This is a genomic window from Tolypothrix sp. PCC 7601, assembly GCF_025677855.1.
Classification (GTDB): Bacteria; Cyanobacteriota; Cyanobacteriia; order Cyanobacteriales; family Nostocaceae; genus Aulosira; species Aulosira diplosiphon.
Genome location: NZ_CP064879.1, coordinates 8,659,549 through 8,672,319, shown reverse-complemented (window position 1 = coordinate 8,672,319; position 12,771 = coordinate 8,659,549). Strand labels below are relative to the sequence as shown.

Genomic DNA, 12,771 nt, shown 5'->3' with positions numbered 1-12,771 from the left:
TACCCTTTCACCTTTTCCCCAAACCAAATTAAGAGTTGAAAATCCTTAACCGAGCAGTATTGTGAGCTAACTACTTCCCCTGTTTCCAAAGCGATAGGGTATTTTTTCATTGGAAGTCACTAAAGACGACCAACATAGGTGTATCCCCATTGATCGTTGTCATCTCCGCGATTAAAAATTGCTGCGACTTTAGCTGACAATTCTCCCAAACTAAAAGGCTTGTTTAAGTAGCCATCAGCATTTCCCAGTGGCTCCAAATTCCTAGTCAACATGAGTACAAATACATCGCTATTGCGGTGCATTTCGTCACAGAGTTCATAACTATCCAAATCTGGTAAAGTTATGTCTAAAATCACCAGATATGGCTTAAAGCTCTCGAATAGAACTTGTGCTGTCTTACCATCTGCTGCTGCTTCCACTTCATAGTTCAGCTTAGTTAAAAAGCGTTGAACTAAATTCCGAACTGCTAGGTCATCATCAACTACAAGTATTTTGCCAGAAGTCATATTTAAGGGTTCAGAAAATTAGTAATGCAAAAACTGTATCAATTGAGTAGGGTGTGAAAAATACAAGTACGGTTATGAATTATACAAATTAAAACAATGTTTATACCAATTCAAAATTAAGAATCCAGACAGGACAAGATTTTGGGTTTGTATATCTGCCACATTCTTTTTTTTAATTGGTATTAAAATCTAAACTACATCCGTTAGCTTAGTAGCTGCTCTTTCTCACGATACAAGACAAGCAAGGCAAAATCGGGCAATTTATAAAGTAGTGCAAATATCTTAAATTATGGACGCAGCTAAACGCCTTGCTACTCTTAACCGCATCCGCAAACTCAGTCGCCTCATGGACACATCTATACGCATTCCGGGAATTGGATTTCGTATTGGTATAGACCCAATTATTGGACTAGTTCCCGGTGCTGGTGATTTAATTAGTACAGCGTTTTCTGCGTACATTATCTTTTTAGCTACAAGATTTGGTATACCACGCCAAGACTTAGCGAAAATGATTTTCAATGTGGGTTTGGAAGCAGTTGTTGGTACTGTGCCTTTAGTAGGTGATTTATTTGACGCTTTTTACAAATCTAATATTCGCAATTTGGACATTTTAGAGCAACACCTGAGCGTGGTTGAACCAGAAATTACAGAAGCGCCTGTTTATGCAGCAGCTAGGGATGAGGCACTAGAAGCGAGAGGCTAGAGATGAGGATGTGTTTTCAAACCCCATAAATGAAAAATCTGGTAGCGCGCATCTCATAGGTTATTAGTGGACAAAAGTTTCGTATTAAGAATTACAAATTACGCATTATATTGTTGCTTTTGGACACATTTAAAACTGGCTGAAGCGAACTCCTGATGTGAAAACAATCACAGTAGTATGAAATACAAGGTTTGGAACAACATCTAGTCCTAACTCCAGCCTCTACTTAAAAAGCTGAATCCAAATATTCAAAACAACCTCACACATTTATGGGGTTGTTCTTTATTATTTATGAGGTTGTTATTCTTTTAAAAAAGGGAAAAGGGGAAAAAGACACATCAATGATATTCTAGAGGGCACGGCATCCAAAATTTTTTGGCAGATCCAATATCTTACTGGTGCCGTGCCCCTACAAAGAATTTATCTGTCGCAAATGTTATTTGAATTGGTATCAGAACTCGGAACTCAGCACTTTCAAGCAGTGACTAATCTGGTATTTTGCAGTGGCATTTTGACATCGGTATCTTGGTAAATTTCTGCATTTAGGGGTCTATAGATTAATTCATACCAAGCATGACCGACTTGTGCATCAAATCCTTGTGGTTGACCGCGCATAAATAGATGTAGGCATTTTACAGATTTACCTGGTAGCAACTGCCAAGAAAAACGGCTTGTATTTTCTTCGTATGGGTGTGCGATCGCTTCTATATGTAAATTAGTTGCTAAACCGTAAGCTGCATAAGGGTCTGTTGTGGAACCAACAGCAAACCAATCGGGTACAGGGAAGACTTGCTCTATGTCTTGTGTTTGACCAAGATTCATGTGTGCAAAATATTCTACACCAAAGTCAAGATTGACTGTTTCTGAACCTTTTACCCTGTCTTCTTGGGCTTTGGGTTTTCCTTTAATAAATAATTCTTCAATCAAATAATCTGCACCAGCATATAAACTAATTACCCGATAAAGTTCACAGACTAAATGGCGATTTTGACCTGTTACTGGATCTGGCCCCATATAGTCGAAGGGTTCGGAAGCAATGGTAATAGTTGCACGTACAGGGCCGCTAGATTGAGATACCAGTCGATAGGAATGATTGAACAAAGAGACTTGATAATTAGGAGATTTGGGAGAAGCAATTCCTGGTAAATGGAGTTTACTTACCTGCATACAGCGCTTTTCTGGATCTTGTCCCAACCATTCACCCATTGCGGCGCGAAATGGATCGAGAATTTCTTGATGATCTAACTGGACGCTGCTGGCTGAACCAGAAAACCAGTTGCGTTCGTTGTCTTCAGGTGCGGGGATGAAATTAAACCAAATAATCAGACGGTTATTCACAAATCTGACTCCCCGTTCTCGCCCATCACCACCGTAAACTACTTCTAAGTATGGTTCACCTAGTCCAGGTGGTATGGGTTTACCTCTATCTAAACGAATGAAGGTTGAAGCTAAGACATGATCTTCCGTTCCTGGGGGAATGGGTTGAGATAGATGAAAAACTAAGGTGTCACGGGAAGGATCTTCTGGATCAATGCGGTCGATTTGGGCTTTGAGAGGTTGATGTGTTAAGTCGCGGAGGTCGGTTAATACGAGTTCTGTGGGCGAAATTTGAAATTTTTGGGCGATCGCTTGCCAGGGTATAGTAAAGTTACCGCTACGCCAATAATTTGAGGGATTAAAAACAGTTAATAAATTCAGGGATGGCATGAGTTTGCCCTCCTAGGAGTTTTATATATTTTTGACCCTAGGAGAAAAAGTTGAGGAACTCGTGAGGAATGGCCAGAATAGACAATTTTTGTGATTAAGTAAGAGGAAAGTAACTTACAGTACTAACAAAACAACCTATGAGGTTGTCGCTGTTCTATGACTCAAACTGATTCTCAACAGCCCATTAAGACTGCGGCTAAGATTCTAGAACTTTACGCAGCGGGAAAACGGAACTTTACTAAGGCGGAACTGGGTAAGGCTAATTTACAGGGGGTTGACATCAAAGGTGTTGACCTCAGCTATGCCGATTTAAATCATGCTAATCTCAGCGGTGCAAATCTTCGAGGTAGCGACTTGAGTTTTGCAGATTTGAGTCGCGCTAATCTCCAAGATACCGACCTGCGGGGTGCTTTGTTATTTTCAGCTAATCTCCGCCAAGCTAATTTAACAGGTGCAAAGTTAGATAAAGCCGATTGCGATCGCAATACTCATTTCCCCAAAGATTTTGACCCAGTTCAAGCAGGTGTGCAAATTAAGGAGGGATAAGAAATACTCGCTTCGAGGAGTAAGTAAGTTAACTGTTGACTGTTAACTGTTAACCGTCAGCAGTCAACAGTCAACACTATTTAAACTTTAAGGACATTCAGTATTTGTACATTGGCGTTGGCAAAGTAGCAAGCCAAACCATGCTTGCGGATCAGTCCATACTTGTAACGCTTGAAATGCATGGTTTTCTAAAACCGAAATTAATGTGGGGATGTGGAATTTTCGGGAGATTTCGGTGCGGATTGTTTCTCCTGCTTGTAAGGAAATTTCTAAATCTAAAGCTTCTAGGAAAACGGTTTGATTAACCAAACTCCGCAGATGCATTTCAATTTGATTGCTTTCTTGATTATAAAAAGCCCAGTGAGCAAAATTGTTGAGTGAGAAATTACCCTGAAATCTTTGATTGATGTGGTTGAGGATATTCAGATTAAAAGCAGCAGTTACTCCTTGAGAATCGTTGTAAGCTGCTTCGATAATTTCTACCGACTTTTGTAAATCTACACCCAATAAAAAGAATTCACCGGGTTTTAATGCTTGTTGCACTTGGGTGAAAAATTTGTGAGTTTGTTTGTCATTTAAATTGCCTAAAGTACTTCCTAAGAAAATCAACATCCGATTTTCTAATTCTGCTGAGGGAAGTTCGGCTAAGGCTTGTTCGTAAGTTCCAGCTAAACCGCAAAGTTTTAATTTGGGGTATTGTTCAAGCAAATCTAAAGCAGTTGTTTTGAGGATACCGCTACTAACATCTATGGGGTAATATTGTAGTTCTTGAACTACCTCACTATATGCTTCGAGTAACAGGCGAGTTTTGCGAGAACTACCACTACCTAATTCTATTAAATGACAAGAGCCTGTCATCTTAGCAATTTCAGCAGCGTATGTTTCTAAAATTGCTTGCTCGGTGCGAGTGGGATAGTATTCTCTTAGGTCACAAATCTGCTCAAATAGTTCCGAACCCCGATCATCATAGAAGTAACGACAAGGCAAAGTTTTGGGATTTTGAGTCAATCCCGCCATAATATCTGCACCTTCATCGACTGATGCGATCGCTGAATTTAAATTAATCCAACGCAGGCGTGAATGCTCTTTATTTTCCGTCTTCAATTTTCTGCTCTCCTGGGGTTTAAGTGAAGGATAAAGTCTGAATGTTCAAGAATTAAATAAGTAATTTTATATTTATCCTTGATACTTCAGACTTCAGCTTTTTATACTAAAGCTATTTCTTGACCTTTTTTATCTATCTCAGGTTGCTGATTTTGGGCTTCATATTCACCAAATTGCTGTATGAGTTTGGCTACTAAACCTGTCCATCCTGTTTGATGACTTGCACCGATTCCTGCGCCGTTATCACCATGAAAATACTCGTAAAACAAAATTAAATCGCGCCAATGTGGATCGGTTTGGAATTTTTGTGTATTACCATAAACAGGTCGTTGTGCAGCAGAATTTTGCAAGAAAATTCGGATTAATCTTTGAGAGAGTTCCGAGGCAACTTCCCAAAGCGTCATCATTTTACCAGAACCTGTAGGGCATTCCAATTGGAAATCGTTCCCCAAATAATGATGAAATTTTTGCAGTGATTCTATGAGCAGAAAATTCACTGGGAACCAAACAGGGCCACGCCAGTTGGAATTACCACCAAATAAGCCACTGCTGGATTCTGCGGGTTCATAATCTACGCGAAATTGGCTGCTATCAACATCAAAAATGTAGGGATGTTGGCTATGAAATTTAGAAAGGGCGCGAATACCGTGGGGGCTAAAAAACTCGTTTTCATCGAGCATTTTTTGCAGTATACTTTTGAGTTTGTCCCGCGAGACAATTGCGAGTAATCTTCTTGCACCTATGCCTTTAGTTTCCATACAGGCGACATTTTGCCGTAAGTCTGGGCGATTTTTAATGAACCATTCCAAGCGACTTTTAAAGCCGGGGAGCAGATTAATAGTTTCTGGTTCCAGAGTTTCAATAGCAAACAGGGGAATTAGCCCTACCATTGAGCGAACTTTTAAGGTAATTTGTTTTTCTGCTAAATGTAGTACATCGTAGTAAAAGCCATCTTGCTCATTCCACAAACTAGCTTCCAGTTCGCCAATTTTATTCATCGCATCGGCGATGTAGAGGAAATGTTCAAAGAATTTAGTGGCGATGTCTTCATATACAGGATTAGTTGTTGCTAACTCTAGGGCGATCGCCAACATATTTAAGCAATACATCCCCATCCAACTAGTACCATCAGATTGGTCAATATGTCCGCCTGTAGGTAAAGTAGCGCTACGGTCAAATACTCCTATATTATCTAACCCTAAAAATCCCCCTTGAAAGACATTATTACCTTCAGCATCTTTGCGATTTACCCACCATGTAAAATTCAGCATCAATTTCTGAAATACTCTTTCTAGAAATTGGCGATCGCCCTTACCATATATTTTTTGTTCTATCTTATAAATTCGCCAAGTTGCCCAAGCATGAACAGGCGGATTAACATCACTAAATTTCCATTCATAAGCCGGAATTTGCCCATTAGGATGCATATACCATTCCCGCGTTAACACATCTAATTGATATTTGGCAAAATCAGGGTCAATTATTGCCAAAGGAATAGTATGAAAGGCTAAATCCCAAGCTGCAAACCAAGGATATTCCCACTTATCAGGCATAGAAAGTATATCTTCATTGTAGAGGTGAAACCATTCATGATTTCTGCCTTCTTGCCTTTCTGGTGGTGGGGGTGGTGTATTGCGATCGCCTTTGAGCCAATCTTCTAAAATGTAGTGATAAAATTGCTTACTCCACAGCATCCCCGCAAATGCTTGTCTTTGCACATTTCGCATATCTGCACTGAGGGGAAATGGCGTAATGCGCTGATAAAATGCATCGGCTTCTTGTTTTCTAGCCAAGAAAATAGCATCAAATTCGGAGTTAAATGGCTCAAATAAATTTGGTATATCACTTAAGCGTAATTTGACAGTTTGGGTTTCCCCTGCACCCACTGTTAGCAGATAATGAGGTGCAGCTTTTGTCCCAAATTGCTCGGGATTTACTGCCTGTTTGTTACCTGAGACAATATATTCATTAATGCCATCTTTCACATAGGCAGAGGTATTAGGAGAGCCAAATAATCGCTGATTATTGGTTTCATTTTCTGTAAACAAAATTTCGGTTGCTGTTTGACAATACAACCATCTATTATCTAAAGTAGCATGGGAAGCTTCGATAATTTGCCAACTATTAGCGGAGTTTACTTGCTTCAAGTGAGGTTTATTAGTATCTCCATTCCAAGACCAAGTATTACGAAACCACAGTGTAGGTAAGAGGTGCAATGTTTTAGTTTCGGGGCCTCTGTTAGCTACATGAATTTGAATCAGAATATCTTCAGTAGAATTCTTGGCATATTCTACAAAAACATCAAAATAGCGGTTTTCATCAAATATACCTGTATCTAATAGTTCAAATTCTGGTTGAAGACGATTGCGGTGTTGATTTTCTGTAACTAATTGTGCATAGGGAAAAGCGTTTTGGGGATATTTGTACAACGCCTTCATGTAGGAATGAGTGGGTGTACTGTCCAAATAAAAGTAATAATCCTTGACATCTTCGCCATGATTACCTTCATTTCCCGTCAAGCCAAAAATTCTTTCCTTGAGAATCGAGTCTTCACCATTCCAAAGTGCGATCGCAAAACATAGGCGTTGATGATTATCCGAAATCCCAGCAATTCCATCTTCACCCCAACGGTAAGCCCGAGAACGCGCCTGATCGTGGGTGAAGTAGTCCCAAGCCGCACCATTATGGCTATAATCTTCTCGTACCGTTCCCCATTGGCGATCGCTTAAATATGGCCCCCACCTGCGCCAATGCGCTTCATGATTCCGGGCTGCTGCTAATCTGATTTCTTCCTGGGTTGAAGTTGTCATCAGTATCACCCTGTGCCTACCTGCACAATAATTGAGTTCCTTGATTTGCTGTCTGGAGTATCTTGTACTCACCAAATATCAGGCTGAGTTGCGACTTAAAATATTCTAGAAATTAGCCCAACATAAATACAGCATATACTCAGGAAAAACTCAGAATTATTGGTAATTGGTAATGGGTAATTGGTAATTAGTAATTTTAAAAACACCCAAATTATGATCAGGGCACGGCAATGCCTGTGCCCCTATGTACTTCATTGTATGTTATTGTGTTGGCTTAAATTGCTAGACAGGCTTTCAAGGAATAACCGAATATTCTAGAAACCTGGCGACGACATATCGGACATTTGTTGATATCCGGTTGATCTGGTGTAGCACCGATTGGTTGCCAATAAATTTTACTAGTTCCATTGGCGGTGATTTCGACTTCCATGCGGTAACGAATCTTCTTCTTGCAAACCAAGCAGGGCTTTTCACTGTATTGCAGCATACTTAAATCCTGTCGTAACAAAACTGAAACTTGATAGCCGTGTCAATACTTCTAATTGAAGTCTTTATTTGTCAGCACTTAACAGGAGTAATATGCAGATTTTTAATTATTTTAAAAATTCGATATTCATGTTAATAAATAGTCATTGACAGTGATAAAATCTTAACTTTTTATCTTTGCTTTGGTGGCTAAAGTTTGCAAAATGACCTATTTGCTATCTTGTCTATAAGCATTTTTCAGCAAGCCCTACGAGAAATATCGGAATCCGATTTCATTTCTGAAAAATTTCAGCCACAGATGCGTTACGCGATCGCTAACGCATCCTACGTAATCCTAATTTTAAAAAAGAATACAACAGATTTTAGGGGCAGTGGTGTCAACTTAACGTGAAACCCGCTTGTTTGCAAGGTTTCGCCCTCACCCCCAGCCCACACTGAGAGGGGAGCAAGAGATTTAGTTCCCCTTCTCCTGCGGGAGAAGGGGTTAGGGGATGAGGGCGCGAGGTATTTGTACAACGCCCGCCCTATATCGCTTTTAGCTTAAGTTGACACCAATGGGCACCAATACTTGTCGGTTAAGGGGAAAAGGGGAAGGGGAAAAGGGGCAAGAAATGAAAAACTCCACCCACAAGGGGATGGAGTTTTTGGGCATGGGGAATCGGGCATGGGGCATGGCGAAGAAATTACCAATGCCCAATGCCCCAAGCGGCGGGGCGGCTGTCCCTCTCCACCCACAAGGGGATGGAGTTTCCCGCCGCTTTCAATAAACCTTTAACCCTTACCCTTTCACCTTTTCCCCAAACCAAATTAAGAGTTTAAAATCCTTAACCGAGCAGTATTGCAATGGGCACTGCCTTGCTCTCTAAAATATATTGATGTGTCGCAAACATTATTTGATTGGGAATAAGTTTTAAAAATCAAATATGAGTTCTATAGCAAATGCGATCGCATTTGTGATTTCAGCGATCGCATTTGCTGCTTTGCGCTAAATTACGCAAAACTAAGATATTTATCGGTGTTAAAAGTAACCACACAGGCGGTGCGGTATCAACTATGAATAGAAGAAACACTAGTACAAGTCGATTCTTTCTTTTTACTTTTTACTCCTGCGGAGTTCGCCAGTTGCTTTATGCCGGGGAACCCGTCCACCGCACTGGCTCACTTTTTACTTTTGCCTTTTTGTACTAGTCCCTAGTTCCTTAAAACCAACCTTCTTGTTCTAAGGTTTCGATTAACTGTAAACCACGGGGATCGCCTACACCTAATAGTGAGGCTTTAGCGTCTTCTCTCACACCTAAGTCTTTGTCTTCAGCAAAAGCTTGAATCAAAGCGTCGATAGCTGTGGCGTAAACGATATTAGATGGAAGTTCGCGGCATAATTGCCCAATTGTCCAAGCGCAGTTACTCCGAACTGCGGCTACGGGGTCTTTGACTAAGGCTTCAATTAATGGTGGAATTGCGCCTAAAACTGCCTCATAACCGACTTCTGCCATCTGTGCTAAGGCACTAGCAGCCCACAAGCGCACTGCGGAAATATCAGTTATTAAAGCATCAGTTAGGGGGGCTAAGGAACGGCGATCGCGGCAGTTTCCTAAAGCCCAAACTACACCTTTGCGGACATAGCCGTTCCAATCTCGGTTGAGTTGGTGAATTAACGGCTCTACTGCATCTTTACTGGGATTGCGCCCGATCGCATAGGCTGCACTCACCCGCACTAACGGACAGGTATCAGTTAACAGCCGGATGAGATGGGGAATTGCACGTGCATCTTCAATGTCACAAAAAGCACGTGCCGCTAGCATTCTTTGCTGCGGTTGGTCATTTTCTAAGAGAACTAGCATCACATCGGGATCTGGTTTTACCACTTCTGACTCAGCAGTTAGCGGCTCCATTCGATCCAAGGGACTTTCTAGCTCGTCTTCTATATCAAGTAGGCTTAGGTCGTCTTCGTCATACATAATAGTGCAAGAAGGCAAACCCCAAGAGGGGAATTCAAAATTCAAAATTCAAAATTCAAAAAAATAGGAATTTTCTACCAGTTTATTAGAGCTTAAGCAATTGTCATATTTTTTCTTAAAGTGTGTTAAAGGTCAATAATCCAAAATTTTTGGACTTTTGACTTTTGTATGCGATTAATCGCGTCTTTGTGACTCTTGTCCAGCCTATTTTTCCATACTGAGTGATTTTACCATCCACAGGGATTGAGTTTGATAACCAAGTTGATGATAAAGATTCAATGCTGGTTGGTTAGATTGAAATACTTGTAACCCAAGTTGGCGATCGCCTCTTTGAATCGCCCAATTTTCCACGTACTTCATCAACGCTGTACCAATACCCCGCCGCCGATGTTCTGGCAAAACATAAAGCAGAAAAATATGAGCATGACGACTTCCCGTGACTTGATCGATAGCATTTCCCACCCATAAGCAAGCGACGGGGGATAGGGGGGATGAGGGGGAAAATATTTTCTTTTCTCCCCCTGCTGCCTCTGCTCCCTCTGCTTCTTCTACCCACCACAAGGGGGTTTTACTAGAGAAGTACTGCTCGACTGTTTGGGCGAGATGGGAAAAATCCGCCTGGGGAAAGATATCCTGGTAACTGCGTTGCATAAACTTTACCAGTAGCGCTCGATCTAAGCTGGAACCGGGGCGGATGTTGTACCCTGGTAGCAGTTGGTTAGGCACTGTGAATACTTGACAAAATTACCCCTACCTCTTCAATTGGTGCAGGTGCAGCCATATCGGAAGGTAAAAATATTCTGGCGCTGACTGCTACAAGGGCGAAGATAAATACTAGCACTACAAGCAAAGGGGCGATGTATTGACGAAAAATAGCCATATCTGTATGTGAGGGAGCAAGGTACTATCTACGAACTTAGTTGTAGATTTGTAAAGTTTTCTTGGTTTATTTTAGCGATGTTCAGGAGATAACTCACAAAAAGTTATTAGGTAGAAGTTACCGGCGATCGCGATCCAAATCTTCAATTACTTTCTCAACATACCAATTCTCCGTCATTCCCGGATAATTCTCTCTGGCTTGTTCAATTAAGCGTTCAGCAGTGTCTATATCACCATCTAGCCGCGCCACGAGATCATTTCTCAAATCGTTATGAGCAAGGAATTCTTGGGCTGTTTGTTGTGTGATTTCACTATTGAAGCTATTAAATGACTGTACTTGCTGGCGGCGCAATTGCCAAAATAGAACATAGTACAGTGTGCCAAAAATTAAAATTAGGCTGAGTGTTCCCAGAAAGGTGAGCAGGTTAAAGGGCAAAAATTGCAAAACCAACTGTGAGAGAACGTAGCCTAATAGTAGGCCAGTAACCAAAAGGATAAACGTGCCGACAATAATTACTACTTGGTTCCCCATACATCCTCTTCTTCTTCCTCAAGTCCTGGTCTTGTAATTGCCACTGGTTGAGGGTTCCAGGGGGCAAAAATTGGTAATAGCAATAATCCTGGCACAGCAGCAACGATAGTAATGATGAAAAATAGCGGCCAACCCGTGTTTTGTGCGATCGCCCCACCGGGAGATGCGAGAATATCGCGGCTGACAGCCATCAAGCTAGAAAGTAAGGCATACTGAGTTGCCGAAAACTTCTGGTTACACAAACTCATTAAAAATGCCACGAAAGCTGCTGTTCCTAAACCACCACAGAACTGTTCGATGTTGATGGCTAAGACCATAGCTTGATAGTTTTTCCCAGTGTAAGCAAGAGACAAGTAAGCAAAATTACTCACAGCTTGTAAAACGCCAAATACCCAAAGCGAACGGTTGATGCCAATTCTACTCAAAATTGCACCGCCTGCCAGTGCCCCCACAATGGTAGCGATTAATCCCATCCCTACCTGAATTGCCCCAATATCGGTTTTGGTAAAACCAACTTGCAGCAAAAACGGGGTAGTCATATTGCTCAGTAAAGCATCACCCAGCTTGTAAAGGGTAATGAACAATAAAACCAAAAAGCCTTGAATTACTCCTCGGCGTTGAAAAAATTCACCGAAGGGTAAAATGACAGCATCTGTTAATGAGGCGGGAGGGCTAATTGCTTCTGGTTCTGGTGCAAATAAAGTCGCAAAAATCCCCAATACCATCGTACCTGCCATCAACAAATAAACCGATGACCAAGGGATTCTATCAGCCAGGATTAATGCTAAAGCACCAGCCACTAACAAAGCGATGCGATATCCCAAAATGAAAACCGCCGCCCCAGCCCCCATTTCCAGCTTTTCTAAAACATCGGTACGGTAAGCATCAGCAGCAATATCTTGTGTTGCGCTCAAAAAAGCAATAACTATAGCGTTAATGGCTAGCAGCTGTAATGCTTGTTTAGGTTGCTGGAATGCCATAATTGCGATCGCTACTGTTAAAGCCAGCTGCGTCACCACTAACCAACCCCGCCGTCGTCCCAAAAATGGCATGGTAAAGCGATCGAGAAACGGCGACCACAAAAATTTTAACGAGTAAGGCAAACTAGCGAGGCTAAACCACCCAATAGCAGCCAAATCCACCTGTTCCACAGTCATCCAAGCTTTCAAGGTATTACCGATTAATAGCAACGGTAACCCTGATGAAAACCCCAGAAACAATAAAGCCGCCATCTTGCGGCTACCAAAAACATCCAATAGCGATCGCAGTGGATTCATAATTTCGTTTTGGTCTCTCCTCACCTGTTGCGAATTGCAGTTATCTTGCCATTACTAGAGGATTTCACGCAAATCGGGAAAGTGTTGGGTGTTGACTGTTGACTGTTGACTGTTGACTGTTGACTGTTGACTGTTGATTGTTGACTGTTGATTGTTGATTGTTGACTGTTGACTGTTGATTGTTGACTGGAGATGAGAGGAAATAACAAACACCCAATTACCCATTACCCATTACCCATTACCCATTACCAATGCCCAATGCC

At 41.5% G+C, this 12,771-nt stretch carries 13 protein-coding genes and 1 pseudogene; 3 read left to right on the top strand and 11 right to left on the bottom strand.

The window, feature by feature from the left end; all coding sequences use genetic code 11:
- Positions 1-167 precede the first annotated feature (167 nt).
- A pseudogene (locus HG267_RS35185) lies at positions 168-506 on the bottom strand (response regulator transcription factor); the annotation flags it as partial.
- Positions 507-795: 289 nt separating this feature from the next.
- Here HG267_RS35185 and HG267_RS35180 point away from each other — a divergent pair.
- Positions 796-1,209, top strand: a complete 414-nt coding sequence (locus HG267_RS35180) for a DUF4112 domain-containing protein (RefSeq protein ID WP_045870695.1) — start codon at positions 796-798, stop codon at positions 1,207-1,209.
- Between the two features lie 474 nt (positions 1,210-1,683).
- On the opposite strand, the gene HG267_RS35175 is transcribed toward HG267_RS35180, so the two are convergent.
- Positions 1,684-2,916 carry a hypothetical protein gene (locus tag HG267_RS35175; RefSeq protein ID WP_045870694.1) on the bottom strand — a complete coding sequence of 411 codons (1,233 nt, stop codon included), beginning with the start codon at positions 2,914-2,916 and terminating at the stop codon, positions 1,684-1,686.
- Between the two features lie 156 nt (positions 2,917-3,072).
- Between HG267_RS35175 and HG267_RS35170 the strand changes: the two genes are divergently transcribed.
- Positions 3,073-3,462 carry a pentapeptide repeat-containing protein gene (locus HG267_RS35170; RefSeq protein ID WP_045870693.1) on the top strand — a complete coding sequence of 130 codons (390 nt, stop codon included), beginning with the start codon at positions 3,073-3,075 and terminating at the stop codon, positions 3,460-3,462.
- Between the two features lie 87 nt (positions 3,463-3,549).
- On the opposite strand, the gene egtD is transcribed toward HG267_RS35170, so the two are convergent.
- The 3 genes from egtD to HG267_RS35155 all read right to left on the bottom strand — a co-directional run bounded on the left by egtD (position 3,550) and on the right by HG267_RS35155 (position 7,863).
- A complete protein-coding gene (gene egtD, locus HG267_RS35165; protein ID WP_045870692.1) occupies positions 3,550-4,566 on the bottom strand; it encodes an L-histidine N(alpha)-methyltransferase in 1,017 nt (338 codons plus the stop codon).
- A 101-nt stretch (positions 4,567-4,667) separates the two neighbouring features.
- Entirely contained in the window at positions 4,668-7,376 is a 2,709-nt protein-coding gene (locus HG267_RS35160; protein ID WP_045870691.1) for an MGH1-like glycoside hydrolase domain-containing protein, read from the bottom strand.
- A gap of 274 nt (positions 7,377-7,650) precedes the next feature.
- Positions 7,651-7,863 (bottom strand): hypothetical protein, encoded by a 213-nt coding sequence (locus HG267_RS35155; RefSeq protein WP_155539265.1) that lies wholly within the window; start codon positions 7,861-7,863, stop codon positions 7,651-7,653.
- A gap of 610 nt (positions 7,864-8,473) precedes the next feature.
- On the opposite strand from HG267_RS35155, the gene HG267_RS35150 reads away from it, so the two are divergent.
- A complete protein-coding gene (locus HG267_RS35150; protein WP_155539262.1) occupies positions 8,474-8,629 on the top strand; it encodes a hypothetical protein in 156 nt (51 codons plus the stop codon).
- Between the two features lie 432 nt (positions 8,630-9,061).
- Here HG267_RS35150 and HG267_RS35145 read toward each other — a convergent pair whose 3' ends face one another.
- The 6 genes from HG267_RS35145 to HG267_RS35120 all read right to left on the bottom strand — a co-directional run bounded on the left by HG267_RS35145 (position 9,062) and on the right by HG267_RS35120 (position 12,733).
- Positions 9,062-9,820 (bottom strand): HEAT repeat domain-containing protein, encoded by a 759-nt coding sequence (locus HG267_RS35145; RefSeq protein WP_045870689.1) that lies wholly within the window; start codon positions 9,818-9,820, stop codon positions 9,062-9,064.
- Between the two features lie 204 nt (positions 9,821-10,024).
- Complete coding sequence (locus HG267_RS35140) at positions 10,025-10,546, bottom strand: GNAT family N-acetyltransferase (RefSeq protein WP_045870688.1); 522 nt, start codon at positions 10,544-10,546, stop codon at positions 10,025-10,027.
- Entirely contained in the window at positions 10,539-10,700 is a 162-nt protein-coding gene (locus HG267_RS35135) for a hypothetical protein (RefSeq protein ID WP_168160979.1), read from the bottom strand. Before HG267_RS35135 ends, HG267_RS35140 begins: the two co-directional genes overlap by 8 nt.
- Positions 10,701-10,817: 117 nt before the next feature.
- A complete protein-coding gene (locus HG267_RS35130) occupies positions 10,818-11,231 on the bottom strand; it encodes a hypothetical protein (RefSeq protein WP_045870687.1) in 414 nt (137 codons plus the stop codon).
- Entirely contained in the window at positions 11,216-12,508 is a 1,293-nt protein-coding gene (locus HG267_RS35125; RefSeq protein ID WP_194007812.1) for an AmpG family muropeptide MFS transporter, read from the bottom strand. The genes HG267_RS35130 and HG267_RS35125 overlap by 16 nt, the downstream gene beginning before the upstream one ends.
- 54 nt (positions 12,509-12,562) lie before the next feature.
- Entirely contained in the window at positions 12,563-12,733 is a 171-nt protein-coding gene (locus tag HG267_RS35120; protein ID WP_155539260.1) for a hypothetical protein, read from the bottom strand.
- Positions 12,734-12,771: the final 38 nt, after the last annotated feature.

What these genes read in the sequence shown, in the direction of transcription:
- HG267_RS35170 (WP_045870693.1), top strand. Translation starts at nt 3,073, where the DNA reads ATGACTCAAACTGATTCTCAACAGCCCATTAAGACTGCGGCTAAGATT.
- HG267_RS35130 (WP_045870687.1), bottom strand. Translation starts at nt 11,231, where the DNA reads ATGGGGAACCAAGTAGTAATTATTGTCGGCACGTTTATCCTTTTGGTT.
- HG267_RS35120 (WP_155539260.1), bottom strand. Translation starts at nt 12,733, where the DNA reads ATGGGTAATTGGGTGTTTGTTATTTCCTCTCATCTCCAGTCAACAATC.
- HG267_RS35150 (WP_155539262.1), top strand. Translation starts at nt 8,474, where the DNA reads ATGAAAAACTCCACCCACAAGGGGATGGAGTTTTTGGGCATGGGGAAT.
- HG267_RS35175 (WP_045870694.1), bottom strand. Translation starts at nt 2,916, where the DNA reads ATGCCATCCCTGAATTTATTAACTGTTTTTAATCCCTCAAATTATTGG.
- HG267_RS35160 (WP_045870691.1), bottom strand. Translation starts at nt 7,376, where the DNA reads ATGACAACTTCAACCCAGGAAGAAATCAGATTAGCAGCAGCCCGGAAT.
- HG267_RS35135 (WP_168160979.1), bottom strand. Translation starts at nt 10,700, where the DNA reads ATGGCTATTTTTCGTCAATACATCGCCCCTTTGCTTGTAGTGCTAGTA.
- HG267_RS35155 (WP_155539265.1), bottom strand. Translation starts at nt 7,863, where the DNA reads ATGCTGCAATACAGTGAAAAGCCCTGCTTGGTTTGCAAGAAGAAGATT.
- HG267_RS35145 (WP_045870689.1), bottom strand. Translation starts at nt 9,820, where the DNA reads ATGTATGACGAAGACGACCTAAGCCTACTTGATATAGAAGACGAGCTA.
- HG267_RS35125 (WP_194007812.1), bottom strand. Translation starts at nt 12,508, where the DNA reads ATGAATCCACTGCGATCGCTATTGGATGTTTTTGGTAGCCGCAAGATG.
- HG267_RS35180 (WP_045870695.1), top strand. Translation starts at nt 796, where the DNA reads ATGGACGCAGCTAAACGCCTTGCTACTCTTAACCGCATCCGCAAACTC.